This is a genomic window from Vagococcus vulneris (genome assembly GCF_003950515.1).
Classification (GTDB): domain Bacteria; phylum Bacillota; class Bacilli; order Lactobacillales; family Vagococcaceae; genus Vagococcus; species Vagococcus vulneris.
In genome coordinates this window covers 113,507-139,856 of the sequence record NZ_NGJS01000002.1, presented here as the reverse complement: position 1 = coordinate 139,856, position 26,350 = coordinate 113,507, and the positions used below count along the sequence as shown (strand labels likewise).

Genomic DNA, 26,350 nt, shown 5'->3' with positions numbered 1-26,350 from the left:
GTCTAGTGAAAAAGTTTAAACAAAAAAAATTCCTGCAATACTTTCTGTTGGGTGTTATCTTGTTAGTAGCAGCCTGTACCGTTATACCAGTACCTTATTACTTAGAAATGCCTGGTACCGCCGAGTCACTCAAGGATTATATGTCTGTGAACGGAAAACGGGATAAGTTAAACGGTGAATTTTTAATGACTACTGTGGGAATTAGACAAGCTACAGTTGCTAACTATTTAATGCAGCCATTTGTAAAAAATACAGATCTTGTACCTAAAAAAGATTTAATCGGTGACAACAGTTACAAGGAATACGAAGAAATTCAAATGATTGATATGAAGAATTCCCAAATTCAAGCGATGGAAGTAGCTTTAACAAAAGCAGATAAAACGTATACTATTACTAATGAAGGTGTGTATGTCTTAAATGTAATTAAAGAATCTCCGTTTACTCGCAAATTAAAAACCGGGGATATTATTATAGCAATCGACGGTCAAAAAGGTGAAACTTCAAAGGATTTAATTAATCTATTAAAAGATAAAAAGGTTGGTTCGGAAGTTACAGTGACATTTAAAAATTTCTCTGGAAAAACGGCTGATACTAAGGGTAAATTGATAAAATTACCAAATACGAAACGATCAGGTATCGGTGTGACACTAATTGATAAAATTGATATTAAAACCGCAGATAAGATTTCTTTTAATTTAGAGGAAGTTGGTGGTCCATCAGCAGGTTTAATGTTTTCTTTGGAATTATATGCTATGTTAAGTCAAAAAGAATTGACAAAAGGTCATATCATTGCCGGCACTGGAACAATCTCTTCGGATGGAGCAGTGGGTCCGATTGGAGGCATTGATAAGAAAGTCGTTGCTGCAGAGAAAGCCGGTGCCGAGTTCTTTTTTGCACCTGATGATGAATTAACTAAGGAAGAAAAAAAAGAACAACCGAATTGGAAATCAAATTATCAAGAAGCTGTTGAAAGTGCTAAACGAAACAAATTAACGTTGCAGGTTATTCCTGTTAAAACTTTCGATGACGCAGTCAAATTTCTAAATAATTTACCTTAAAAATCTAGTGGAAACTAGATTTTTTTTTGTATTTTATAGTTAGGGAGGTTAGCGAATGAAGAAGCAGAAAAAAGGAATAAAGTATAAACATAATTTGCAAAAAGTATTACTTACTATTTTTCTAATGTTATTCGTACTTGGTTTCATTCTTTTTAGATACTTAAAACATCCGGTAAATGATAATCAAATAGTAAGCAACGTGAGCATGACAAAGGCGGATACAGAAAAAACAATAAATTCTGATAGTAAATCCGGGGATACAGAGCAGCGTAAAGCGCAAAATAAACAGTCTGAGACATGGAAAATAGATGTGAAAGGGGCCGTTAAAAATCCAGGTATCTATATAGTAGACAGTTCAATGCGTGTTATTGATGCTGTAGAAGCTGCAGGTGGGTATATTGCAGAAAGTGACCAGAATAAAATTAATAATGCTGAAAAAGTGATGGATCAAATGGTTATTTATGTTCCCAAAAAAGGCGAGGAGACTGATTTAAATATACCGATGTCAAATACTGCTACTTCCGGAAATGTGGGATCGAATAATGGTACTGCGCAAGTAAATTTAAATACTGCCACTTTAGCAGAGTTAATGACTTTAAAAGGAGTCGGTCAAAAGAAAGCTGAGGCTATTCTTCAGTACCGTGATGAGAATGGTCGGTTCGAACAAATTGAGGATTTAAAAAAAGTGAAAGGAATCGGCGAAAAAACATTTGAAAGTCTCAGTCAATCGATTAGAATATAAAGTAATCAATGACAGAGAGAAGGAATAGTATGACATTTGAACGAATACCTTGGAATCAATATTTTATGGCTCAGAGTTTATTATTGTCTTTAAGAAGTACTTGTACAAGATTAGCAGTTGGAGCGACAATTGTTAGAGATAAGCGCATAATTGCCGGTGGATATAACGGATCTGTGAGTGGGGACGTTCATTGTATCGATGAAGGCTGTTATTTAGTAGATGGACATTGTGTAAGGACAATACATGCTGAAATGAATGCAATTTTACAGTGTGCAAAATTTGGTGTGAAAACAGATGGTGCGGAGATATATGTGACTCATTTTCCTTGTCTGCAATGTACAAAGATGATTATTCAAGCTGGTATAAAAAAAATATACTACCTTAAAGACTACCGTAATGATGATTACGCAGTTCGTTTGATTCAACAAGCTGGCGTTACTGTTGAACAAGTCAGGCTTTCAAAAAAATATTTTGCTGAAATAGAATTTGGAGATGAGATGGAAGACTTATATTAGAAAACTAGGTAATTACTTTTTTTTCCCGGTTATGTGCTATCAATTAGCATTTATATACGGTTTTAAAAACTGGTCTGCTGCATTAGTTATTGGTTTGCTTATTATATTAAGAAGTATAGTTTTAAACGATAAGATAATTTTTGTAACTGTTATTATTTTTGGTATCAGTGGCCTGATATTCGGAACTTTAAAACCAAATACGTTAATTTATTCTGAACGTCCCTTTGCAGAAAAAATCCTTGTTTTACCAGATACGATTGAGGTAAAGGGAGATTACGCATCATTTACGGGAGTGATTATCGGTCAAAAATGGTCACATAAAAGATTTAAAGCTGGTTATGTAATATCATCAAAGCAAGAAGCAGAATTTATAAGAAGTATCTATCGACCGTTAACTGCTGATGCAATAGGGAATTATACAGAGATAGATACTGCCAGAAATTTGCATAGCTTTGATCAAGCTGATTACTATAAGTCAAAACGTTATCTGGGAAAAATTCAACTTACCCGACTGAAATTTAGGCAAGAGTATCAACCGAGTATGGTTAACATTTCTTTACATGTTAGAGTACTTCGAAAGAGAGCTTTGCTCTATTGCTCAAAAAAAATGCCTAGATTATCAAGTTATTTTTTTAAGGTATTCTTTTTGGGATATCAGGATAGTGATGAAAAAGAAATAATGAAAAATTGGAAAAAATTGGGAATTTTACATATTTTCAGTCTTTCTGGAATGCATATTTTTTTCTTCATAGTTATCTTTAGATATATTTTGTTAAGGCTAGGGACTTTACTTGAAGTAGAATTCTTCTTGGAAATAATTTTTATCATCTGTTTATGTTTAATTACCGGATCCGCCGTTGGTATGTTACGGGCTGGTATGCAATCTATTTTTAATCGAGGTAGTTTACTAATAAAATATAAATTATCTGCACTAGATATTTGGTCTTTAACTTTGATGGTACATTCATTATTTAATCCTTTTATTTTACTAACGATTGGCGGTCAACTCTCTTACTATTTATCTTTTTGTATCATTATCATTCAGCCAGTCTTATTAAAATGTAAGGATACATTTAGTCGATTTATTTTATTTGATGCATTATTATGTTTTTTGTCATTACCAATAATTTGGTTCTATTTTTACGAATGGAATGTATTAACAGTAATTTTTAGTTTGGTCTTCGCAAATCTTATTCTTTATATTTTTATGCCGCTGCTTTTAGCAAGCAGTATCTTAAGTTTGTTTTTTGGACCTGGTATCTTTCTTTTTTGTGAGGTTATGTTAAAATTACTAGAAAAAATCAGTGCTTTCTTAGCAAATATAGATCTGTTTCAAATAATCGTTGGCAGACCGCCAATAATCATTGTTATATTATTAATAATTTGCCAGTTCTTTTTGATTTATTTACTTACTCAGAAAGAAGTTTCAATAATATTAGGTATTTACATTAGTTTATGTTTTATTTTACTGGCCAACTTTAAGTGGTTTAATCCATTTGGTATAACAGCTTTTGTAGATGTCGGTCAAGGTGATGCAATTTTTATTAAAGAACCGTTTAATGGGCCTTCTTATCTAATAGATACTGGCGGTCAGAAGCTATTTCGACAAAAAGAAAGTTGGCGTCGTTCTAAACAAATGGGGTATGCAAGTGACTATCATTTGGTTCCCTTTATAAAAAGTCAGGGAACAAGTAAAATTGATAAAATATTTATTACACATGCTCATGAAGATCATTTTGGTGATTTGGAAAATATTGCTACTCAGTTTTCTGTTCAGCAGCTGATAACGACAACTGGTGCAGCTAAGCAATCAAATTTTTCGAATATTCTTAAAAAAATATCATTTAAAACATTAAATACGGTTGAAGATAATTATTTTTTTAAGTCTAACTATGTCACTTTTAGGAGTTTGAGTCCAAAAAAATCAGGAGATGGTGGAAATAATGATTCATTGGTTTTAAGTGTAGAATTATCTAAAACAAAGATATTACTTATGGGTGACCTTGAATCAGATGGAGAAGAGTGGCTGCTACATCGCTATAGGGAGAATATATTAAAATGTGATATACTGAAACTAGGTCATCATGGAAGTAAGACTTCTAGCAGTATTGAATTTTTAGCGAAGACAATGCCTGACTATGCGGTAGCATCTTGCGGAGTTGAAAATCGTTATGGTCATCCCTCGCCTGAGGTAATACGGAGAGTACAAGCACGAAATATTCACTTATTCCGAACTGACTTGGATGGAATGGTTTATTTTAAATGGACCGGTTATCAAAATAATAAAATAATGATGAAGAAAATGTTAAATAAGAAGTAGTTAAAAAAGGGGATATGGCATTGAATTTGCAAAAAATATTAGCTGATATAAATAAGAAGAAGTTCTCATCTGTCTATGTTTTACAGGGGACAGAGAGTTTTCTAATAAATGAGTTTATGACAACATTAAAAAAGAATGCTTTAATACCTGATGAGGAAGAATTCAATTATATTAATTTTAATATGTATGAAACAGAATTGGGGTTGGCTATAGAGGAAGCAGAGATGATGCCGTTTTTTGGCGATTATAAGGTAATCAGTATAGATCATCCGTATTTTTTTACAGGTGAGAAGAAAAAGTCTGAATTAATTCATAACATAGATTTACTGGTTAATTATTTAAATAATCCTTCATCTACATCAATTCTTGTTTTTTTTGCACCTTATGAAAAATTTGATGAACGAAAGAAAATTGTTAAATTATTAAAGAAAGAAGCAGTAATTGTCGATGTATCACCATTAAATGAAGGGCAAACGAGAAAGTTTGTACTAGAATACATCGAGAATGCAGGTTATACAATACAACCAAAATCGTTTGATCGACTTTGTTACTTATGCGATATGAATTTATCAAGAATAATGAACGAATTAGAAAAACTATTCCTTTATTCGTTGGAAACAAAAGAAATAGCGATGAAGGCAGTTGTTGAGCTCGTTCCAAAGTCTTTAGAACATAATATTTTTGATATGACGAAATTTGTTATGACAGGAAAGAAAGCAGAAGCCATGATACTTTATGAAGATCTTTTAAAACAAGGTGAAGAAACTATTAAAATTAATGCTATTTTAATCAGCCAATTTCGTCTGTATTTACAAGTGAAGTTGTTACAATCAATACAGTATCAACAAAGTAATATGGTAGATATGTTAAAGGTTCATCCCTATAGAATTAAGCTGGCTTGCGGTGAAGTGAAGAAGTATGATGTGAATGAGTTGGGGAAGATTTTCGATGAATTGGTTGAAAATGATTTAAAATTAAAGACAGGTTTTATGGATAAAAAAATGCTGTTTGAATTATTTATTCTGTCAACATAAAAAAATAAAACTTGATGACTACTAATCAAAGGATAAGTATCATCAAGTTTTTTTTATTTTGCTAATTTTTTTGCTAGACGAGATTTTTCACGGTTAGCTTTGTTTGTATGGATAAGACCTTTAGCAGAAGCCATATCGATTTCGCGAGTAGCTGCAACTAATAAATCTTTAGCATTTTCATCGTTAGACTCAACTGCTGCTTCATATTTTTTCATGGCAGTACGCATAGTGCTTAATTTAGCTGAGTTAGCTTCGTTAGATTTTGCAGCTGTACGTACACGTTTGATAGCTGATTCAATGTTTGGCATTTTAAATTCACCTCCGACTTAGAGTTTATATTTGAAATTTTCAAATATAATTTAACATTCTCATTATACAGAAAGCCGTTTAAGTTTGCAATAATTAATATAAGAATGAGGAATAAAATTAGTCATCTTTATTTAATAGTCTGTAACATCCGTAAACCATTTAGTATGACTAAAATTGTACTACCTTCATGTCCGATAACGCCTAAAGGAAGATTAACAATTCCGGCAAAGTTCGAAATAATTAAACACGCAATCACAGTAAATGAAAATGCAATATTTTGTTTGACAATTCTTTTTAGCTTTTTGGATAATTTATGACTATACGATAAACGGATAAGCGAGTTTTTTATTAATACAACATCTGCAATATCGATTGCGACATCTGTTCCTTGTCCCATTGCTACACCAATTGAGGCATTTGCTAAGGCTGGCGCATCGTTAATACCATCACCAACCATGATATTTTCACCTAAGTTATTCTTTTGCTGCTTGATAAAAGTAGTTTTATCTTCAGGTAAACAACCAGCTACGACGTTGTCAAGATGTAGACTTTTAGCAATAGCATGAGCTGTTTTTTCATTATCACCAGTTAACATAGTAGTTACCACACCTGATTTGTTGAAATAATCAATTGTTTCCAACGCCCCATCTTTAGGTAAATCAAGTAATGCCAAGTATCCGACAATGGTATCATTTTTTGAGATAAAGATTACAGTTTTCCCTTCAGTTTGCCATTTGTTTTGTTGGGTTAAAATATCATGTGAAACGGGTTGTGTGGTAACAAATGCAGGTTTTCCAACTCGCCAAACATCATCATTATCTGTGGCTTGCATGCCACAGCCATCAATTTCTTCAACAAGTATTTTGGAATCATATGACTGATTGGTTGGATAATGGTTAAGAATAGCTGCAGCTAATGGATGAGTTGAATTACTTTCAAGTGTAATCAGCATATTTAATGTGTCTTCTTTTGGATTATTAATAAAACAGTCATCCGTTACTTGGGGTGTACCATTAGTTAGTGTTCCCGTTTTATCAAAAGTAATAGCTTTAATATCTGCTAAAGATTCTAGATAAATTCCTCCTTTAAAGAGAATGCCATTTCTGGCGCCATTTGAAATGGCGGCTAAAGTTGCTGGTGTAGCTGAAGCTACTAAGGCACAAGGCGAAGCTACAACTAATAGTACCATGCCACGATAAAAACTTTCCTCGAATGACCAAGAAAGTAAGAAATACGGAAGAATAATGGCCAAAGGTACTATAATTAAGATGACTTTAACATATACATTTTCAAAACGACTTAAAAAACTAGCCGTCTGAGATGGAGTGTTTTGAGCTTCTTCGACCAATTTAATTATTTTACTAAAAAGTGTATCATTAGAAATTTTTGTAACAATCATTTGAAAAGCATGTCCAGCATTAATTGTACCACCAAAAATAGCGTCATTCATCTGTTTATCAACAGGAATAGATTCACCTGTAATACTAGCTTCATCAATTGTTGCAAAATTAGTAATTAAGTCACCATCAATTGGAACATTTGCTCCTTTTGGTACTAATACAATATCACCAATAGCAAGATCTTGTACGGGAACCTCTATAGTTTCACCTGTTTCATTGACTTTGATAGCTGTTTCAGGTTGAATTTTAATCAGTGCTTCAATTTCTTTTTTGCTTTGGTTTGTTGTCATTTCTTCTAATGCACCGCTTAAAGAGAAAATAAAAGTAAGCATAATTCCTTCAAAATAATACTGAATCAGACAAGCACCAATAGCAGCTAAAGCCATTAACAGGTCGACATTCAGGTGACGATCTTCAATTGTATCAAGTATACCGTCCTTTGTTTGTTCAAAACCACCAATAAGCATACCGCTGATAAAAATAATAGGATACCAACTAATTTGCTGTTGTTGTATTATATAACCGATAATCATCATTACTCCGCAGATAATAGTTGTCCACATACTGACGGGTAATTGTTTTATTTTAGTCATGTCTATCCCTCCTCAAAGTGAGTATATCATAAAGGTAGACAGATTGTAATGATTATAATCTAGTTGGAAACGATAGTCATTATCAATGAGAATGATAAAGGGAAATCCTTATTAAATAAGGATTTCCCTTTAAGTTGATTTTAAATATAATTCTCAATTAGATAGATGTAGCTAACCAGTAAATGATTAAGATAATACCGAGTATAATGCGATACCAGCCAAAAGCTTTAAAATCATTTTTCTTAATGTATCCCATTAAGAACTTAATAGCTAAAATCGATACAACAAATGCAACGATACTTCCAATCAATAGTAAAATAATTTCGGTTGATCCGAACGAATTACCACGATAAACAAATTTAAAGATTTTTAGAGCACTTGCTCCAAACATTACTGGGATGCCTAAAAAGAAGGTAAACTCGGCAGCAACGAATCTTGAGCAACCAAATATAATGGCTCCGATGATTGTCGCTCCAGAGCGAGATGTTCCTGGTATCAGTGCCAAGACTTGGAAAAGTCCGATAATAAAAGCTATGCGGTAGGTTAGTCCATTTAGTGTTGTAGTAGTAGGTAATCTGTTTTTATTATGGTTTTCTACAACTATAAAAAGTATCCCGTATAAAATTAACATTAGTGCAACAGGAAGAAATTTATGAAAGTGATCTTCTAGAAAATCATCAAGTAATGGACCAGCAATTATTGCAGGAATACATGCAACAACTACTTTGAACCATAAAGTCCATGTATCGCCTCTTTCTTGTTTAGTTTTTGATTTGAAGGCGAAGGGATTTAGTTTTTGAAAGTAGAGAACAACGACGGCCATGATGGCACCTAGTTGGATAACGACATTAAACATTTCTTTAAAGGCATCCGAGGCATTTAGTTTAATGAATTCATCTACTAAAATTAAATGTCCCGTACTGCTGATTGGTAACCACTCAGTGATGCCTTCAACAATACCTAAAATAATAACTTTTAAAATATTAATAAAATCCATGAGAACAACCTTTCTTAACAAATAATAAATAATACTTTAAAGTATACCTTAATTACATTTAAAATTAAATACTTCTTTGGTTGTAAACAGTAACAGACATATGGTATAACTTAATTAAAGTATATTTTATAGGAATGGAGTGCAGCTAATATGTTTGGATTTTTCAAGAAAAATAAAAAGGAAACCCCAGAAACAGTAATAAATAATGAGGTCTATGCAGTCGCAAAGGGTAAATTAATTTCAATTACTGAAGTAAAAGATCCAGTCTTTTCTGAAAAAATGATGGGAGATGGCTATGCCGTTATCCCTAATAATGGTAAGGTTTATTCACCGGTTGAGGGTGAAGTTCTAAACGTGTTTCCTACAAAACACGCAATAGGTCTAAAAATGACAAATGGTGTTGAAGTCTTACTTCATATGGGGATAAACACGGTTGAATTGGAAGGTGAACCTTTTACAATTCACGTTAAAGAAGGCGACAGAGTGACTAAAGATACACAGCTTGCAGATGTTGATTTAGCTGCTTTAGCTGAAGCTGAAAAAGATAATGATTTAATTATTATTTTTACTAGTGGAAATGAATCTCTAAAAATTGCGAAGTATGGTGCTGTTGAGCCTAAAGAACCGGTAGGTAAGGCTGAACTAAAATAATATAAAAAAAGCTGCCTTTAAAAAGGTAGCTTTTTTTATAATTGATTATCAGTTTTATTTTTAATGAAGCGTGTTAAATTTGGAATGAAAAAAATAAAGATAAACAATAAAATTATTTTTGTTACTTTCAGTGGTTGTAAAGTATTTAGGTTAGCGGTTTTGTAACTATAATCATGAAACATTTCGCTTAAAGATGCAGAATGCAGTAATTTTGTCGTGATAAATAAAATTGTAAACATGATAACTTGCTGCAGAATCGAGCCAATATTATTCAACCGATATTTGACTATTAAACGATAATCTTTAGGTAATTTAGGATTACTGTATGCAACTTCATTTAACTGCTGATTTAATTCTGTACTAATTACAGTTAGAAAGAATACGCCAATGTAAAAGGTCTGGGTAACTGCTAAAAAGAGTAAACTAATTGTTAAAAAGGTAGCGACGTAATGATGTAGTTGTCGCGAAGAAACAAGGCGTATGTAAATTTTTTTGATAAGTGGTGTGACGATAATTGCTATTAAGTAGATAAAATAAACCAGATAAAAGGCTTTTGAGCCGTGATAAAGTAATTGATAAAAAGTGCAGAAAACTAAAATGAAATTTGTTAGCATCCCTTTATAAATAATAGCACTGATAAATTGTAATGACAGGATACGATTCTTTTTGATGTACACAATATAAAATAAATAAATCAGTGAGATTGATAATAAAAACAGCAAGATAGGAAAAATAATTTGTCCAATATCAACTTTTTTGGCACTTTTTAAAATCAAAATAGATAAAAAGCCTGTGACAAAAAGAAAAATAGTTTCAATTATTGAATAATTAGGATAAGGAATTGATTCTTTAAGATGATACTTTGGATAGGTAGTTAAGACTAAGGTTAAGAGTGCGATATTGATACCTAAAAAAATAAAGGACAAGCCCAAATTATGCTGGTCAAGTTTTAGAATAAGAAAGACTAGTAAGAAGGCGTAAATGAGTGAAAAAATTTGTTCTTTTCCAGTCGAGTGAAAGTTATTAATGCGTTTTTCGTGAAATTGAATCGTTAAATGACTTGGCATCAATGTTCCTGAGCAGAGGCCAAGGAAACAGCCCGAAATAATCGCAATAATCAAAGAAAAAGCAGAGGCACTGCCGATTTCTGAAATAAAACCTAAGATAGAACCAATCATTCCAAAGGTTAATGATAGTTTTAATAACTTAGTCATTTCAATCGGTTTGAACCGAATCAGAAAAAGTGTGGTTGTTTTAAAACAATAAAACATAATTAGCGGTAAAACATACTTGTCAATCCGTTCGTGTACTAAAAAAAGTTTTGAGAGTATTAATATAGGAAAGATATTCATCCCATTTGTCATTACAAAAGTAATAAAGCGCAATGATACTAGTCTCTTTCTTAATAAATCCGATATCATGTGTAAAACACCTTTCCTTGATATATAGACAATTTTATCATAAAATCAGCTATTGTTATTGTGAAATAGGAATTTTTTTACTATTAATCTGATATCCTTTATAATTAGTGTGACATATTATAGGAGGGATTGTATGATTACAGTAGAACAGATTGTTACAGGAAGTATTGAAGAAAATTGTTATTTGATTTATAGTCAAAAAGCATTACTCGTTGTTGATCCAGGAAATAATGCAGACAAGATTAAATTGGAAATAAAAAAAACAGGTGTTATGCCGAGTGCTATTTTACTCACGCATACCCATTATGATCATATCGGTGCAGTTGAAGATATTAGAAATACATATAGTATCCCAGTTTATGTGAGTCCAATAGAACAAGCGTGGTTATCTGATCCTAAATTAAATTTTTCTGGTTTAATGCATCATTCTGATATGGCTGATATTATTGTTCAACCAGCAGAATATGAGTTCGAAAACTATAAGACCTACACAATTGGTGATTTAACTTTTAAAGTGGTGCCGACTCCAGGTCATTCACCAGGTAGTGTTAGTTTTGTTTTTGATAATTTTGTGGTTACCGGTGATGCACTATTCAGTGGAAGCATTGGTCGTACAGATTTGCCATATGGTGAAAGTCAAACTTTGTTGGAGAGTATTGAAAAGGAACTATTTACTTTGCCAGATGAGATGCGTGCTTATCCAGGTCATCGAGAGCCAACTACAATCGGGAAAGAAAAGAAAACAAATCCATTTTTTAATTAATTAAATCAAGAGACAAAAAGACCTTGTTGCTACTTCAACAAGGTCTTTCTGTGTTTTATAGTTGGGATCGTATATGTGAGTAATAAAATCATATTACTGCTTAATACATACATGCCAACTAATATGGCAATTGGAATGAAAGAAGTAATGAAAGGAATGCCAATCATAATTGCAAGAAGCAAGGATAGGCAAGATAGTATCTTCTCAGCATAATTCTTTTTTCGATCAAAGTGTGCTGTTATGAATACTATGATAAGTTGAACAATAGCATCTATAATAAGCCAAAGGATAATTAGAAACATTCCTAACAATGAGTTTGAAAAGATATTATAAATGATTGAGATACCTAAGATAATACTTAAAAAAGCATGGATTGAATATAAATACTTTATCTCGTGTACATTTAAAATTGATTGAATCGTATAAAAGAAAATAAAGCTTAAAAATCCTTTGAAAATTGCTAACATTCCGATTGCTACGGTTAAATCTTTTAGTGTTTTATCAAAATTCATAAAGGTCAAGATACTAAAAAGTAGCATGCCGATATTTAAAAGATACAGCGTCCAATTTAATCTATCGAACCCCATTAATATACGATAAAATTGTTTTCTCATAGACAGTTCCCCTTCTAAGTCAAAAAGTCAACTTAGATAGTTTATCATGAATTGATCTGAAAGAGTATGGTTATTTTAGATGATCGGTATTATTCCAATTAGTTATTGAGTATAAGTTATCATTTGAATTGAATTCAAGTGTTGTGATACTAGTATTATCAAGAAAACCATTTTTTCTGATATCAGCAGTACAACCCCCAGTCAATGTATGAAGGACGGCTAGTAAAGTTAAACCATGTGCTACGACTAAAATATTCTTATCAGGATTTTCTTTGGAGATAGTGTGAAATACATTTGTCGTTCTCTCAATCAATTCATCGTAGGATTCACCATTAAATTCAACTGGGTTATAAAGTTGAGGGGATTCTACAAGCATTTTAAATTGAGGATGATCCAAGTAGTCAGTCTGATATTTTCCGTCCCAATCACCAAATTTCATTTCACGCAAATTTTCGATTGTTTTAATTATGAGGTTATCCTGTCTTTCCTCAATAATCGCTTTAGCAGTATCTTGAGCTCTTTTTTGAGGACTTGCAATTACTAAGTCGAATTTTATATCTTTTAGTGCTTTTCCAGCCAAGTGAGCTCCCTTGATTCCTTCAGGTAAAAGCGGTGAATCGACGAGGCCTCCTTGAAAAATACCGTCACGATTAAATTCTGTTTTTCCATGTCTTACACAATAAAATGTTGTCATAAACAAATTCCCTTCTCAGTAAAGTATCTAACAATTTTCTATTATAAATCTTTTGCATAATTTATCAAAATAATATAGTAATATTAATGGAAATGAACTTTGTAACTTGCTATTTTATTATTGATACGCTATAATACAAAAGGTTATGTAACTTAAGTATACATGATCAAATACCACATCTCAGGGGATGCGTGGAGTAGTGCTTTATTTATAAAGTTCTTCACACAGTAGAACGTGAGAGAGGAAAATAAAACTATTGGAGGCAACAAAAATGGCAGTAATTTCAATGAAACAGTTACTAGAAGCTGGTGTACACTTTGGTCACCAAACTCGTCGCTGGAACCCAAAAATGAAGAAATACATCTTCACAGAAAGAAACGGAATCTACATTATCGACTTGCAAAAAACAGTTCGTTTAGCAGATGACGCATATAACTACATGAGAAATGTAGCAGAAGAAGGCGGAATCGCTTTATTTGTAGGTACTAAAAAACAAGCTCAAGAAGCAATTAAAGAAGAAGCAACTCGCGCTGGTCAATTCTACGTTAACCACCGTTGGTTAGGTGGAACTTTAACAAACTGGGATACTATCCAAAAACGTATCGCTCGTTTGAAAGAAATCACTAAAATGGAAGAAGAAGGAATCTTCGACGTTCTTCCTAAAAAAGAAGTTGCGGGCTTAAATAAAGAACGTGAACGTTTAGAAAAATTCTTAGGTGGTATCGCTGATATGCCAAGAATTCCAGATGTTATGTTCATCGTTGACCCTCGTAAAGAGCGTATTGCTGTTCAAGAAGCTCAAAAATTAAATATTCCAATCGTAGCTATGGTTGATACTAACTGTGACCCAGATGAAATCGACGTAGTTATCCCATCAAATGACGATGCTATTCGTGCCGTAAAACTAATTTCTGGTAAAATGGCTGATGCATTCATCGAAGGTCGTCAAGGTGAAGATGAAGTTGTCGAAGAAACATTTGCAGCAGCTGAGGAAGTTGCTGAAGAAGCACCTTCAATCGAAGAAATTGTAGAAGTTGTTGAAGGAAAAAGCGCTGAATAATCAATAAGTATAAAATTGGCTGTCTTAGGTTGCGGGTCAAGGTGAACAAAGTAGCCGGACGTTGTGTTCCTAAGGCGGCTTTTTGTCTAAAAAATGATAAAATACAGTTTTTAAAATTCAAGGAGGATCTTTATAATGAGTAAAATTTCTGCTTCTTTAGTAAAAGAATTACGTGAACGTACTGGCGTTGGTATGATGGACGCTAAACGTGCATTGGTTGAAGTCGAAGGTGATATGGAAGCTGCCATCGATTTATTAAGAGAAAAAGGTATGGCCAAAGCTGGTAAAAAAAATGACCGTATCGCTGCTGAAGGTTTAGCAAATGTATATGTTGAAGGTAACACAGCAGCTATCGTTGAAATAAACTCTGAAACAGACTTCGTTGCTAAGAATGAAAAATTCCAAAAATTAGTGCAAGACATTGCTAAATTAATGGTTGAAAACAAACCTGCTAATATGGAAGAAGCAATGAAAGTTAAAACTGATACTGGAACAATTGAAACTGATTTAATCGAAGCGACAACTGTTATCGGTGAAAAAATCAGCTTCCGTCGTTTTGAAGTATTAGAAAAAGAAGATAACGCTGCTTTCGGTGGATACTTGCATATGGGCGGACGCATTGCTGTTTTAGTTGAAGTAACTGGAACAACTGATGAGCAAGTTGCTAAAGACATCGCAATGCACGTTGCAGCAATCAATCCTCGTTACGTAACTAAAGACCAAGTATCTCCTGAAGAGCTAGAACATGAGAAAAAAGTTTTAACTGAACAAGCACTTAACGAAGGCAAACCTGCTAATATCGTTGAAAAAATGGTTGATGGACGTATGCACAAATTCTTAGCTGAAATTTGTTTAGTTGACCAACCATTTGTTAAAGATCCAGACATGACAGTTGAGAAGTATGCAGCTTCTAAAGGTGCAACTGTTAAAGGATTTGTACGTTTTGAAGTTGGTGAAGGACTAGAAAAACGCGAAGAAAACTTTGCTGATGAAGTTATGAGCCAAATGAAGTAAGCATAATTTGACGTTATGGAGCGCATTTATTATTATATATGATATATGCGTTCTTTTTTTAGAATAAAAACAATTTGTAAATTAAGTAATTAGCGGAGGTAAACAAAATGAGCGAACCTAAGTATCGTCGAATTTTATTAAAAGTAAGCGGAGAAGCATTAGCCGGAGATAAGGGCTTTGGGATTAATCCGGTTATTGTCAGCAAATTAGTGAAAGAAATTAAAGATGTTCATGATTTGGGAACTGAGATTTCAATCGTAGTTGGTGGTGGAAATATCTGGCGTGGAACAATTGGTGCTGAAATGGGCATGGAGCGTTCGCAAGCAGATTACATGGGGATGCTGGCAACTGTTATGAATGCCCTTGCTTTACAAGATACTTTAGAAAATTTAGGTGTACCTACGCGTGTACAAACATCGATTGAAATGCGTCAAATTGCTGAACCGTATATTCGTCGTCGTGCTATTCGACATTTAGAAAAAGAACGGATTGTTATTTTTGCCGGTGGAACTGGTAATCCATACTTTACAACGGATACCACCGCGGCACTAAGAGCTGTAGAGATTGAAGCAGATGTTATTTTAATGGCTAAAAACAATGTCGATGGTGTTTATTCTGCTGATCCGAAATTAGATAAGACAGCTACTAAATTTGAAGAGTTGACACATTTAGATGTCATTTCAAAAGGACTTTCAGTAATGGATTCTACCGCCAGCAGCTTAAGTATGGATAATGATATTCCATTGGTTGTCTTTAACATTAATGAACCGGGAAATATTAAACGTGTTGTTTTAGGCGAACAAATTGGAACAACAGTAAGGGGGAAATAATATGCAAACAACAGTATTAAACGATGCAAAAGAAAAAATGACAAAATCAGAAGAAAGTTTACAACGTGAACTAGGTCAGATTCGTGCAGGACGTGCCAATGCGAGTTTATTGGATCGCATTCAAGTTGAATACTATGGTGTCCCAACACCATTAAATCAAATGGCGTCAATTACTATTCCAGAAGCACGTGTTTTAATGGTAACACCGTTTGACAAATCAATCATCGGTGATGTTGAAAAAGCAATTATGGCAAGTGATATTGGTATTAGTCCGGCTAATGACGGGACAGTTATCCGCTTAGTGATTCCTCAATTAACAGAGGAGCGCCGTAAAGAATTAGCTAAAGAAGTAGGCAAATCCGGCGAAAATGCTAAAATTGCTATCCGTAATATTCGTCGTGATGCAATTGATGAATTAAAGAAACTTGAAAAATCAAAGGATATCACCGAAGATGAGCTTCATAGTTTAGAAAAAGATGTTCAAACAATTACTGATAAAAGCTCAAAAAACATTGATGCGATTATTGAAGAAAAAGAAAAAGAATTATTAGAAGTTTAACAATAGTACAAAAGAAGGCGGGTTTGACTATGAAGTCAGATCCGCTTTCTTTATGTAGCAAGTTATTTTTAAATTTACTTAACAATTGTTGGATTTTAATAGGTTTTTTACTTAGTCTTTGCTACAATAATAACGATAGTCTAAAGTCTTTTTTAGGGGGCTTCTTATGTTAAATTTTTTAAATAAAAAGAAGAATACGGAAATGGATAGTTTATTTGATAAAGATAAACCAATACCCAAGCACATTGCTGTTATTATGGACGGTAATGGACGTTGGGCAAAAAAGAGATTTATGCCACGGGTTGCAGGGCATAGAGAGGGTATGAATAACGTTAAAAAAATTACGAAGCATGCTAGTCAACTTGGAGTTGAAGTTTTAACTTTGTATGCTTTTTCAACTGAAAATTGGAAACGGCCTACTGATGAAGTTGATTTTCTAATGAAACTTCCGGTTGATTTTTTTGATGAGTTTGTACCTGAATTAATTCAAGAAAATGTTCAAGTCAAAGTTATGGGATTTACTGAATATTTACCAGAACATACAAAGATAGCTGTGGAAAATGCGATTGAGCAAACTAAAAGTAATACTGGAATGATACTTAATTTTGCATTGAATTATGGTAGTCGTGCTGAAATGCTGACAGCTATTAATCGAATCATAGTGGATTCTAAAGAAGGCAATATACAGGAAGAGATAACGGAAGAGGTATTTTCGGATTACTTAATGACAGGTATGTTGACTCCGACTTTACGAGATCCTGAACTACTTATACGAACAAGTGGAGAAGAACGTATTAGTAATTTTCTCCTTTGGCAAATTGCCTACAGTGAATTAGTCTTTACTGAAGAGTATTGGCCGGATTTTACGATAAATCATTTTGAAGCTGCCATCGGCATCTTTCAAGCAAGAAACCGACGATTTGGCGGACTGAATGAAACGAAAAAAGGAGATGAGGCGTAATGAGACAACGTGTCATTACAGCAGTAGTAGCTTTACTTATTTTTATTCCATTGATTGTGATTGGAGGTATACCTTTACAATTAGCAGCAGCACTTCTTGGTGCAGTAGGTGTGTATGAGTTATTTAATATGAAAGGTTTGGAGTTAACTAGTTTTGAGGGTGTGCTGGCGATTTTAACAGTTGTTTGTCTGATACTTGGAGGAACAGAAACATTAAGTTTTTTGCCATCGACATTTGATTCGGCATCATTATTCTATTTACCTATTATGATTATTCTTATGCTTCCAGTTTTTTCAAAGAATACTTATACCTTTGATGAAGCTGCATTTCCTGTATTAGTAAGTATTTATGTTGGAATAGGATTCAAAAATTTTGTGTTGGCCAGAGAAGCTGGTGTAAGTATTCTATTATTTGCGTTGTTTATTGTTTGGGCAACAGATATTGGTGCTTATATGTTTGGTATGAAATTTGGTAAACACAAATTAGCACCGCATATTTCACCGAATAAATCCATAGAAGGGGCAATCGGCGGGGTATTAAGTGCCGTGGTTGTCAGCTTAATTTATGGATTATTTGTCTCTTTCAGTTATTCTTTAATTGCGATGGTTATTTTAACAATACTATTTTCAGTAGTTGGTCAAATGGGAGACCTCGTTCAATCAGCTTATAAAAGACACTATGGTGTAAAAGACTCTGGTAAAATTTTGCCTGGTCATGGTGGTATTTTAGACCGGTTTGACAGTCTGTTATTTGTATTTCCACTAATGCATCTGTTTGGTTTATTTTAAAAAAGAAAGGAAGACTTAATGAAAACATTAATTACTTTTATATTTGTATTTGGTTTGATAGTGTTAATTCATGAATTTGGTCATTTCATTTTTGCAAAACGGGGTGGAATTTTAGTTCGTGAATTTTCAATTGGAATGGGTCCTAAATTATTCTCGCATCGGCATAATGGAACAGCTTATACTATTCGTCTGCTGCCTGTCGGAGGATATGTTCGAATGGCAGGCGAAGGAGATGAAGATGTTGAGTTAGCTCCTGGAATGCCGGTTTCTCTAGTTCTAAACAATAACGGTGAAGTTATTAAAATCAATCAGAGCAAAAAGGTTCAATTAGAGAATTCTATACCAGTTGAAATCTTGGAGACTGATTTAGAGGATCAACTGTTTATTAGAGCGTATGAAAATGGAGATGAAACACAAGAAAAACGCTATCCGGTCAATCATGATGCAACAATTGTTGAAGAAGATGGTGTTGAGGTGCAGATAGCTCCACGAGATGTTCAATTTCAATCTGCTAGTTTAGGTCGTCGCTTAATGACGAATATAGCAGGACCGATGAATAATTTTATCTTAGCGTTTGTTTTATTTGTGATTGTTGCCTTTATGCAAGGTGGTACCTATGAACCTAGTACATCTACTGTTATCGGGGGAGTAGCTGAAGGACTGCCCGCAGCAAAAGCAAATATAAAACCTGGGGATGAAATCTTAAGCATAAACGGTCAAAAACAAAAAGACTTTGAAAGTATGGCGAAGATTATTTCAGAAAATCCAGGAAATAAATTAAGGATAGAATTAAAAACGAATAATGGTCAAGAAAAAAACGTCGAAGTCATACCTGTTAAAAGTGAGACAGATCCAAAGGTCGGTGTAATCGGGATAAATATTTCTAACGATTTTGTACCATTATCGTTCTTTGGAAAAATTAAAGATGGATTCATCAAGACATTTACAAACTCTCTTGTTATCTTTAAAGCATTAGGAGATTTAATTACAGGTTTCAGCTTAAACAAATTAGGTGGACCAGTAATGATTTTTAAACTATCAGAATCTGTTTCAAACAGCGGTATTATTGCTGTTCTTTCATTTACAGCAATGTTATCTGTTAATCTTGGAATTATGAATCTGATTCCATTACCAGGACTAGATGGTGGTAAAATTATTTTAAATCTACTTGAAGGTATTAGGGGGAAACCGTTAAGTCAGGAAAAAGAAATGATGATCACAATGATTGGCGTTGTTGTTCTTGTTGTGTTAATGGTGGCAGTAACTTGGAACGATATTAATCGTTTCTTTATTAGATAAAATAAGGAGAAATTTGGAGGAAGTAAATGAAACAATCAAAATTATTTATACCAACACTGCGTGAGGTACCAAGTGATGCTGAGGTAATCAGTCATCAGATGCTGCTGCGAGGCGGATATATCCGACAAGTATCTAGTGGATATTATAGTTATTTACCATTGGCTTATCGAGTATTAAAAAAAATTGAGGCAATTATGCGTGAAGAATTTGACGCAATTGATTCAAATGAAATGTTGATGCCTGCTGTTGTGCCAGCAGAATTATGGAAGCAGACAGGACGCTATGAAACTTATGGTGACGCTTTGCTAAAACTTAAAGATAGTAACAGCAAAGAATTTGTTTTAGGACCAACACACGAGGAAACATTTACAAGTGTTGTTGCTGCAGAGGTTCGTTCATATAAACAGCTACCATTATCTTTATACCAAATTCAAGCAAAATATCGTGATGAAAAGAGACCTAGATTTGGTTTATTAAGAGGCCGAGAATTTATTATGAAAGATGCCTACTCATTTCATGCATCGCAAGAAAGTCTCGATGAAGGTTTTCGTGATTTTGAAAAAGCTTACATAAATATCTTTGATCGTTGTGGTCTAGATTACCGAATTGTTATTGGTGATGGCGGGGCCATGGGTGGTAAAGATTCCAAAGAATTTATGGCAATTTCTGAAATCGGTGAAGATACAATTGTTTACTCAAATGAAAGTGATTATGCCGCAAATTTAGAAATGGCTACAAGCTTATTTGAAGAAAAAAAATCATATGAATCCTTACAGGATATAGAAAAAATCCATACGCCTGGTGTTGGTACAATTAATGAGTTATGCGAGTTTATCTCAGTAACACCTGATAAAACTGTAAAATCATTATTCTATATGGCTGATGGTCAACCAGTTATGGCACTTATTCGTGGGGATCATGAATTAAATGAGATTAAATTGACTAATTATTTAGGTGCTAAAGTTTTAGAACCAGCAGATGATGAAAATGCGATAGAATTTTTAGGTGCTCATTTTGGTTCATTGGGCCCAATTGATTTAGACGAACGGATTCGTATCGTCGGCGACTTATATGTTGAAGGTATCGAAAATACTGCTGTTGGTGCTAATGAAACAGATTATCATTTGATAAATGTTTCTGCAAAACGTGATTTTACTAATGTTGAATATGCTGATCTTCGTGTAGTTCATGAAGGAGAAGTATCTCCTGATGGACAAGGAACATTGAAATTTGCTAAAGGCATTGAATTAGGTCATATCTTTAAGTTGGGTACTTTTTATTCTGAAAAACTAGGTGCAACTGTTTTAAATGAAAATGGACGGGAGATTCCAATAGAAATGGGTTGCTACGGAATCGGTGTGAGTCGATTATTATCAGCGATTGTTGAGCAAAACAGTTCAGAACAAGGAATTGTCTGGCCTCAGACAATTGCCCCATTTGATGTTCATATCATTCCGATTTCGGCAAAAGATAAGGTTCAATGGGATTTGGCATTAGAACTTGCCGCTGAATTAGAAGAGAAAGGTCAAGAAGTATTGATTGATGATCGCAATGAACGAGCAGGCGTTAAATTTAAAGACTCTGATTTAGTGGGTGCACCATTTAGAATAACAATCGGTAAAAAGGCAGAGGAAGGTATTGTTGAAGTGAAGATTAACAAAACTGGTTCAATGCTTGAAGTACGCCGTGACGAATTATTGGAAACATTGCAAATTTTAAATCATTAAGATTATTGGGTTTTAGTACATTGTATAGTGTGCTAGGACCCTTTTTCATGTAAAATAAGGGAGAAAGCGAGGGAACAATACGTGTCATTAAGTCCAAAAGAATTATTTAGTAAATTATTACAGCAAATTAACTTAGTTGATGAAATAGAGGCTTATCCAATACTAAAAGAAGGTCAAGTAGTAAAAGTGACAGTACATAAGCAAAGTCGGATTTGGTCGTTTCAATTAAATTTTCCATCAATTCTCCCGTTTCAATTGTATAAATTGATTGAGCAACATATTGAGTTAGCCTTTAATGAAATCGCGACAACTAGACTTACTCTTTTTTCTGATGATGCCGCAGTATCACAAGAAATTTTACAAAGTTATTGGGCGGAAGTTTTACAATCAGAGCACTGTTCTCGACCAGTTGTTAACCAGGTGTTGTCAAAACAATTGCCAACTATCGAAGGGAATAGTGTAACGGTTGTTGTTGAAAATAAAGGAATGCAAGACTACTTAGCTCAGCAGATATTCCCGATGATCAGTGAAACATTTGTGTCTTATGGATTTCCAAAACTTCAGTTTAATGCGGTCATTGATGAAGAGCAAGCTATAAAAACAGAGCAGGCTTTTAGAGAGAAACAATTAGAGCAAACTGAGCAGATGATGAAGCAAGCAGCTGAGGTTATCGAAAAGAATGAAAAACAAAAACAATTAAAAGATAAAGATGTTCCCATTCTAGAAGGACCTGTTCAACTCGGCCGTTCGATACCTGTTGACGAGCCGATAACACCAATGGGAAATATTTTTGAAGAGGAACGCCGTGTTACTATTGAGGGATTTGTCTTTGATAAAGAGGTTCGTGATTTAAGATCTGGACGAAAAATTTTAATTATAAAGATGACAGATTATACGTCGTCTTTTTCAGTGAAAAAGTTTTCCAATAATGATAAAGATGTAGCTGTTTTTGATGCCATTAAAAAAGGTAGCTGGTTGAGGGTTAGAGGTAGTATCCAAGAAGATACGTTTATGCGTGATTTAGTGATGAATTGCCAAGACTTGTTGGAAGTGAAACATGCTATCAGAAAAGATACAGCACCGGATGGTCAGAAGCGAGCAGAGCTTCATCTCCACACTAATATGAGTACGATGGATGCAACAAATAGTGCGACAGATTTAGTGACACAAGCTGGTAAATGGGGTATGCATGCAATAGCTATTACCGATCACGGAGGCGCCCAATCATTCCCTGATGCCTATCATGCAGGTCAAGCTAACGGCATTAAAGTTATTTATGGCGTTGAAGCAAATATCGTAGATGACGGAGTTCCAATTGCTTACAATCCGAAACACATTCATTTAAATGATGCGACTTATGTTGTTTTTGATGTGGAAACAACTGGGTTATCAGCTGTTTATGACACGATTATCGAGTTATCAGCTGTAAAAATGCATAAAGGTAATATTATTGATACGTTTGAGCAATTTATTGACCCTGGTCATCCTTTGTCGCAAACTACTATCAATTTGACCGGTATTACTGACGACATGGTCCGTGGCTCTAAATCAGAAAAAGAAGTTTTAGAATTATTTAAAATTTTTAGCGACGACTGTATTTTAGTTGCCCATAATGCTAGTTTTGATATGGGATTCTTAAACACTAGTTACGAGAAATACCAAATGCCGGAAGCACCGAATCCTGTTATTGACACTTTAGAATTATCACGTCTATTGCATCCGAATATGAAGTCTCATCGTTTAAACACGTTGTCAAAAAAATATAATATAAACCTTGAACAGCATCACCGTGCTATATATGACTCAGAGGCAACAGGACATCTTTGCTGGATATTTTTAAAGAAAGCCCATGAAGATTTTGGCGTTGAGTATCATGATGAGTTGAACCAGCATATTGGTGAAGGCGATGCCTATAAACGCGCACGTCCGTTTCATGCGGTGATTTTATCAAAAACACAGGCAGGCTTAAAAAATCTGTTTAAATTGATTTCTAAATCAAATGTAAATTATTTTTATCGTGTGCCACGTATTCCACGTTCATTATTAAATCAATATCGTGAAGGATTGCTAGTGGGTTCTGCTTGCAGTAATGGTGAAATTTTTGAGGCGATGATGCAAAAAGGCGTGGAAGAAGCAAAAAAACGTGCAAAATTTTATGATTATATTGAAGTCATGCCAAAACCAGTCTATGCACCATTAATTGAGGCAGAACTCGTTAAAAATGAGAATGATATGGAAGACATCATTAAAAATCTGGTGATGATTGGTGATGAACTAGAAATACCTGTTGTAGCTACAGGTAATGTTCATTACTTAAATGAAGAAGATGCGATTTATCGGAAAATACTGATTAATTCAATGGGAGGGGCAAACCCTCTAAATCGATATTCACTTCCTAAGGTACATTTTAGAACGACAAATGAAATGTTGGATGAATTTTCATTCTTGGGAGAAGCTAAAGCTAAAGAAATTGTTGTGACAAATTCTCAAAGTATTGCCGATATATGTGAAGAAGTGGTCCCCGTAAAACAGGATTTATATACACCAAAAATTGAAGGGTCGGAGGATGAAATAACTAATTTAAGTTATACGGAAGCACATCGTCTGTATGGTGAAGAATTGCCGGATATTGTGGCGAAAAGAATTGAAAAAGAATTAAAAAGTATCAATGGGAACGGATTTTCAGTAATTTATTTGATATCACAAAAGCTGGTGCATAAGAGTTTACAAGATGGTTATTTAGTTGGTTCACGTGGTTCTGTCGGATCTAGTTTAGTAGCAACAATGACTGGTATTACAGAGGTTAATCCATTACCGCCACATTATCGCTGTCCAAAGTGCTGTTATTCTGAATTTTTTGAAGATGGTTCTTATGGTTCAGGTTTTGATTTGCCAGAGAAGACTTGTCCAAATTGCGGTGAGCGTTTAGCAAAAGATGGTCACGATATTCCTTTTGAAACCTTTTTAGGATTTCATGGGGATAAAGTACCTGATATTGATTTAAACTTTTCGGGAGATTATCAACCGCAAGCACATAACTATACGAAGGTTCTTTTTGGTGAAGATTACGTTTTTCGTGCGGGAACAATCGGTACAGTTGCAGATAAAACAGCATATGGTTTTGTAAAGGGATATGAGAGGGATCATAATTTGACATTACGCGGTGCGGAAATTGATCGTCTAGCAAAAGGTTCAACAGGAGTTAAACGAACGACAGGACAGCATCCCGGGGGAATAATTGTTATTCCAGATTATATGGATGTTTATGATTTCACACCGATACAATATCCGGCAGATGATCAAAACTCTGAGTGGAAAACAACTCATTTTGATTTTCACTCGATTCATGATAATGTACTTAAACTTGATATTCTTGGTCATGACGATCCGACTGTCATCAGAATGCTCCAGGATTTATCTGGTATTGATCCCAAAACTATTCCAACAGATGACCCTGAAGTAATGCGGATTTTTGCTGGGCCAGAAGTATTGGGTGTAACAGAAAAAGAAATATACTCACGAACTGGTACATTAGGTATCCCTGAATTTGGAACAAAGTTTGTTCGAGGAATGTTGGAACAGACCAAGCCGACGACCTTCGCAGAATTATTACAAATTTCAGGATTGTCTCATGGGACAGACGTTTGGCTAGGAAATGCGGAGGAACTTATTCGTCAAGGTGAGACAACCTTAGCTGAGGTAATAGGTTGTCGTGATGATATCATGGTTTATTTAATGCATGCTGGTTTAGAGGATGGGATGGCTTTTAAAATTATGGAAAGTGTTCGTAAAGGTAAAGGTATTCCAGACGACTGGCAAACTGAAATGCGCTCCAATAATGTGCCTGAGTGGTATATTGATTCATGTCTTAAAATAAAATATATGTTTCCTAAAGCACATGCTGCTGCTTACGTGCTTATGGCATTACGTGTGGCCTACTTTAAGGTCCACTTCCCGATTCTGTATTATGCAGCATACTTTTCTGTACGTGCAGATGATTTTGATATTGTTGCGATGAGTCAGGGGAAAGAAGCTGTTAAATTGCGTATGAAGGAAATCATGGATAAAGGTATGGACGCCTCTACGAAAGAAAAAAATTTATTAACTGTATTAGAATTAGCGAATGAAATGATTGAACGTGGGTATGAATTCCAAATGATTGATTTATATAAATCAGATGCTGAAAATTTTGTAATTGAAGGCAATACGTTAATTGCTCCTTTTCGTTCAGTACCGAGTTTAGGGATGAATGTTGCTAAGCAAATTATGGTTGCTAGAGAAGAACAGGAATTCTTATCAAAAGAGGATTTGTCTAATCGAGGTAAGGTGAGCAAAACAATTATTGAATATATGACTGAGAATGGTGTTCTTGAAGATTTACCTGATGAAAATCAATTGTCTTTATTTGATATGATGTAGGAAAATAGACATGAAAAAAGTTTAAGTAAATATAGCTATTTTTATATAAAAAGTGTAAAATAGATACGGTAATTAAAACTAGGAGGAGATTAAGTGAAAAAACCAAATTCTGGTTATTATATTCGTATGATAAATAGTATCGTAACTGAATCAGAAAATATAGGTGAAGAAATGAACGATTCATACGAAGTGATTCGTCAAGCAATTGATTCGAATAAAGTAGATAGTCTAGACACAGCAACTTTAACTAGCGTGCATGATGTATTTATGCAAGGAACTGCTAAGTATGATGTATTGGTAGAAGAAATTGCTAAACTAAAGGCACCAGTTAAAGTCTTAGGAATTCATAAGAAATTTCAAAAATCTTTTGATACTTATGTAGTAGCTTGTAAAGATATGGTTGAAGCAGTTACTGAAAGTGGTGTGGATGTGAATGGATTTAATACATCAGAAGCTAATCAAGATGCAGCAACTGATGAAATAGCGTTTAGTATTCAAAGAATTACACAATTAATTATGAAATAGAGGACCGATTGACCGTAGCTTACTTGGTAAGCTACGGTCGTCGTCTTTTTTTTTTGG

At 34.1% G+C, this 26,350-nt stretch carries 23 protein-coding genes; 17 read left to right on the top strand and 6 right to left on the bottom strand.

Annotated features, from left to right (window positions below):
* The first annotated feature begins 5 nt into the window (after positions 1-5).
* The 5 genes from CBF37_RS02265 to holA are packed head-to-tail and all read left to right on the top strand — an operon-like array spanning position 6 to position 5,669.
* A complete protein-coding gene (locus tag CBF37_RS02265; RefSeq protein WP_125983096.1) occupies positions 6-1,058 on the top strand; it encodes a SepM family pheromone-processing serine protease in 1,053 nt (350 codons plus the stop codon).
* A 55-nt stretch (positions 1,059-1,113) separates the two neighbouring features.
* Positions 1,114-1,800 carry a helix-hairpin-helix domain-containing protein gene (locus CBF37_RS02260; protein WP_125983095.1) on the top strand — a complete coding sequence of 229 codons (687 nt, stop codon included), beginning with the start codon at positions 1,114-1,116 and terminating at the stop codon, positions 1,798-1,800.
* 29 nt (positions 1,801-1,829) lie between these two features.
* Complete coding sequence (locus tag CBF37_RS02255) at positions 1,830-2,315, top strand: ComE operon protein 2 (RefSeq protein WP_125983094.1); 486 nt, start codon at positions 1,830-1,832, stop codon at positions 2,313-2,315.
* Positions 2,293-4,635 carry a DNA internalization-related competence protein ComEC/Rec2 gene (locus tag CBF37_RS02250; RefSeq protein ID WP_125983093.1) on the top strand — a complete coding sequence of 781 codons (2,343 nt, stop codon included), beginning with the start codon at positions 2,293-2,295 and terminating at the stop codon, positions 4,633-4,635. Before CBF37_RS02255 ends, CBF37_RS02250 begins: the two co-directional genes overlap by 23 nt.
* A gap of 20 nt (positions 4,636-4,655) precedes the next feature.
* Complete coding sequence (gene holA, locus CBF37_RS02245; protein WP_125983092.1) at positions 4,656-5,669, top strand: DNA polymerase III subunit delta; 1,014 nt, start codon at positions 4,656-4,658, stop codon at positions 5,667-5,669.
* Positions 5,670-5,722: 53 nt separating this feature from the next.
* Here holA and rpsT read toward each other — a convergent pair whose 3' ends face one another.
* The 3 genes from rpsT to CBF37_RS02230 all read right to left on the bottom strand — a co-directional run bounded on the left by rpsT (position 5,723) and on the right by CBF37_RS02230 (position 8,968).
* Positions 5,723-5,977, bottom strand: a complete 255-nt coding sequence (rpsT, locus tag CBF37_RS02240; RefSeq protein WP_125983091.1) for a 30S ribosomal protein S20 — start codon at positions 5,975-5,977, stop codon at positions 5,723-5,725.
* Positions 5,978-6,105: 128 nt separating this feature from the next.
* On the bottom strand, positions 6,106-7,971 hold the full coding sequence (locus CBF37_RS02235) for a heavy metal translocating P-type ATPase (protein ID WP_125983090.1): 1,866 nt from the start codon (positions 7,969-7,971) through the stop codon (positions 6,106-6,108).
* Positions 7,972-8,128: 157 nt separating this feature from the next.
* Positions 8,129-8,968 carry an undecaprenyl-diphosphate phosphatase gene (locus tag CBF37_RS02230; RefSeq protein WP_125983089.1) on the bottom strand — a complete coding sequence of 280 codons (840 nt, stop codon included), beginning with the start codon at positions 8,966-8,968 and terminating at the stop codon, positions 8,129-8,131.
* Positions 8,969-9,118: 150 nt separating this feature from the next.
* On the opposite strand from CBF37_RS02230, the gene CBF37_RS02225 reads away from it, so the two are divergent.
* The gene (locus CBF37_RS02225; protein WP_125983088.1) at positions 9,119-9,619 is read left to right on the top strand and encodes a PTS sugar transporter subunit IIA; all 501 of its coding nucleotides are present in this window, start codon (positions 9,119-9,121) and stop codon (positions 9,617-9,619) included.
* Positions 9,620-9,654: 35 nt separating this feature from the next.
* Here CBF37_RS02225 and CBF37_RS02220 read toward each other — a convergent pair whose 3' ends face one another.
* Positions 9,655-11,040 (bottom strand): hypothetical protein, encoded by a 1,386-nt coding sequence (locus CBF37_RS02220; RefSeq protein ID WP_125983087.1) that lies wholly within the window; start codon positions 11,038-11,040, stop codon positions 9,655-9,657.
* Positions 11,041-11,173: 133 nt separating this feature from the next.
* On the opposite strand from CBF37_RS02220, the gene CBF37_RS02215 reads away from it, so the two are divergent.
* A complete protein-coding gene (locus CBF37_RS02215; protein WP_125983086.1) occupies positions 11,174-11,803 on the top strand; it encodes an MBL fold metallo-hydrolase in 630 nt (209 codons plus the stop codon).
* Positions 11,804-11,832: 29 nt separating this feature from the next.
* Here the strand turns inward: CBF37_RS02215 and CBF37_RS02210 are convergent, their stop codons facing one another.
* Complete coding sequence (locus tag CBF37_RS02210) at positions 11,833-12,417, bottom strand: hypothetical protein (protein WP_125983085.1); 585 nt, start codon at positions 12,415-12,417, stop codon at positions 11,833-11,835.
* 70 nt (positions 12,418-12,487) lie between these two features.
* Positions 12,488-13,111 carry a histidine phosphatase family protein gene (locus tag CBF37_RS02205; protein ID WP_125983084.1) on the bottom strand — a complete coding sequence of 208 codons (624 nt, stop codon included), beginning with the start codon at positions 13,109-13,111 and terminating at the stop codon, positions 12,488-12,490.
* Positions 13,112-13,382: 271 nt separating this feature from the next.
* Between CBF37_RS02205 and rpsB the strand changes: the two genes are divergently transcribed.
* The 10 genes from rpsB to CBF37_RS02155 all read left to right on the top strand — a co-directional run bounded on the left by rpsB (position 13,383) and on the right by CBF37_RS02155 (position 26,293).
* Entirely contained in the window at positions 13,383-14,171 is a 789-nt protein-coding gene (rpsB, locus tag CBF37_RS02200; protein WP_125983083.1) for a 30S ribosomal protein S2, read from the top strand.
* Between the two features lie 135 nt (positions 14,172-14,306).
* Positions 14,307-15,185, top strand: coding sequence for a translation elongation factor Ts (tsf, locus tag CBF37_RS02195; RefSeq protein ID WP_125983082.1), 879 nt, complete (start codon positions 14,307-14,309; stop codon positions 15,183-15,185).
* Between the two features lie 107 nt (positions 15,186-15,292).
* Positions 15,293-16,015, top strand: a complete 723-nt coding sequence (gene pyrH / locus CBF37_RS02190; protein WP_125983081.1) for a UMP kinase — start codon at positions 15,293-15,295, stop codon at positions 16,013-16,015.
* Position 16,016: 1 nt separating this feature from the next.
* Positions 16,017-16,574 (top strand): ribosome recycling factor, encoded by a 558-nt coding sequence (gene frr / locus CBF37_RS02185; protein ID WP_125983080.1) that lies wholly within the window; start codon positions 16,017-16,019, stop codon positions 16,572-16,574.
* A 166-nt stretch (positions 16,575-16,740) separates the two neighbouring features.
* Positions 16,741-17,535, top strand: a complete 795-nt coding sequence (locus CBF37_RS02180; protein ID WP_125983079.1) for an isoprenyl transferase — start codon at positions 16,741-16,743, stop codon at positions 17,533-17,535.
* Entirely contained in the window at positions 17,535-18,323 is a 789-nt protein-coding gene (locus tag CBF37_RS02175) for a phosphatidate cytidylyltransferase (protein ID WP_125983078.1), read from the top strand. The genes CBF37_RS02180 and CBF37_RS02175 overlap by 1 nt, the downstream gene beginning before the upstream one ends.
* A gap of 18 nt (positions 18,324-18,341) precedes the next feature.
* Positions 18,342-19,622 carry an RIP metalloprotease RseP gene (rseP, locus tag CBF37_RS02170; protein WP_125983077.1) on the top strand — a complete coding sequence of 427 codons (1,281 nt, stop codon included), beginning with the start codon at positions 18,342-18,344 and terminating at the stop codon, positions 19,620-19,622.
* A 26-nt stretch (positions 19,623-19,648) separates the two neighbouring features.
* Positions 19,649-21,349 carry a proline--tRNA ligase gene (locus CBF37_RS02165; RefSeq protein WP_125983076.1) on the top strand — a complete coding sequence of 567 codons (1,701 nt, stop codon included), beginning with the start codon at positions 19,649-19,651 and terminating at the stop codon, positions 21,347-21,349.
* Positions 21,350-21,430: 81 nt separating this feature from the next.
* Positions 21,431-25,768, top strand: a complete 4,338-nt coding sequence (locus tag CBF37_RS02160) for a PolC-type DNA polymerase III (protein WP_125983075.1) — start codon at positions 21,431-21,433, stop codon at positions 25,766-25,768.
* A 93-nt stretch (positions 25,769-25,861) separates the two neighbouring features.
* A complete protein-coding gene (locus CBF37_RS02155) occupies positions 25,862-26,293 on the top strand; it encodes a hypothetical protein (RefSeq protein WP_240626641.1) in 432 nt (143 codons plus the stop codon).
* Positions 26,294-26,350 lie beyond the last annotated feature (57 nt).

Coding starts and splice junctions, on each gene's coding strand:
- CBF37_RS02205 (WP_125983084.1), bottom strand. CDS start 13,111: ATGACAACATTTTATTGTGTAAGACATGGAAAAACAGAATTTAATCGT.
- tsf (WP_125983082.1), top strand. CDS start 14,307: ATGAGTAAAATTTCTGCTTCTTTAGTAAAAGAATTACGTGAACGTACT.
- CBF37_RS02165 (WP_125983076.1), top strand. CDS start 19,649: ATGAAACAATCAAAATTATTTATACCAACACTGCGTGAGGTACCAAGT.
- rseP (WP_125983077.1), top strand. CDS start 18,342: ATGAAAACATTAATTACTTTTATATTTGTATTTGGTTTGATAGTGTTA.
- rpsT (WP_125983091.1), bottom strand. CDS start 5,977: ATGCCAAACATTGAATCAGCTATCAAACGTGTACGTACAGCTGCAAAA.
- CBF37_RS02260 (WP_125983095.1), top strand. CDS start 1,114: ATGAAGAAGCAGAAAAAAGGAATAAAGTATAAACATAATTTGCAAAAA.
- CBF37_RS02210 (WP_125983085.1), bottom strand. CDS start 12,417: ATGAGAAAACAATTTTATCGTATATTAATGGGGTTCGATAGATTAAAT.
- CBF37_RS02215 (WP_125983086.1), top strand. CDS start 11,174: ATGATTACAGTAGAACAGATTGTTACAGGAAGTATTGAAGAAAATTGT.
- CBF37_RS02235 (WP_125983090.1), bottom strand. CDS start 7,971: ATGACTAAAATAAAACAATTACCCGTCAGTATGTGGACAACTATTATC.
- CBF37_RS02220 (WP_125983087.1), bottom strand. CDS start 11,040: ATGATATCGGATTTATTAAGAAAGAGACTAGTATCATTGCGCTTTATT.
- rpsB (WP_125983083.1), top strand. CDS start 13,383: ATGGCAGTAATTTCAATGAAACAGTTACTAGAAGCTGGTGTACACTTT.
- CBF37_RS02230 (WP_125983089.1), bottom strand. CDS start 8,968: ATGGATTTTATTAATATTTTAAAAGTTATTATTTTAGGTATTGTTGAA.
- CBF37_RS02225 (WP_125983088.1), top strand. CDS start 9,119: ATGTTTGGATTTTTCAAGAAAAATAAAAAGGAAACCCCAGAAACAGTA.
- CBF37_RS02255 (WP_125983094.1), top strand. CDS start 1,830: ATGACATTTGAACGAATACCTTGGAATCAATATTTTATGGCTCAGAGT.
- CBF37_RS02175 (WP_125983078.1), top strand. CDS start 17,535: ATGAGACAACGTGTCATTACAGCAGTAGTAGCTTTACTTATTTTTATT.
- frr (WP_125983080.1), top strand. CDS start 16,017: ATGCAAACAACAGTATTAAACGATGCAAAAGAAAAAATGACAAAATCA.
- CBF37_RS02180 (WP_125983079.1), top strand. CDS start 16,741: ATGTTAAATTTTTTAAATAAAAAGAAGAATACGGAAATGGATAGTTTA.
- CBF37_RS02250 (WP_125983093.1), top strand. CDS start 2,293: ATGAGATGGAAGACTTATATTAGAAAACTAGGTAATTACTTTTTTTTC.
- pyrH (WP_125983081.1), top strand. CDS start 15,293: ATGAGCGAACCTAAGTATCGTCGAATTTTATTAAAAGTAAGCGGAGAA.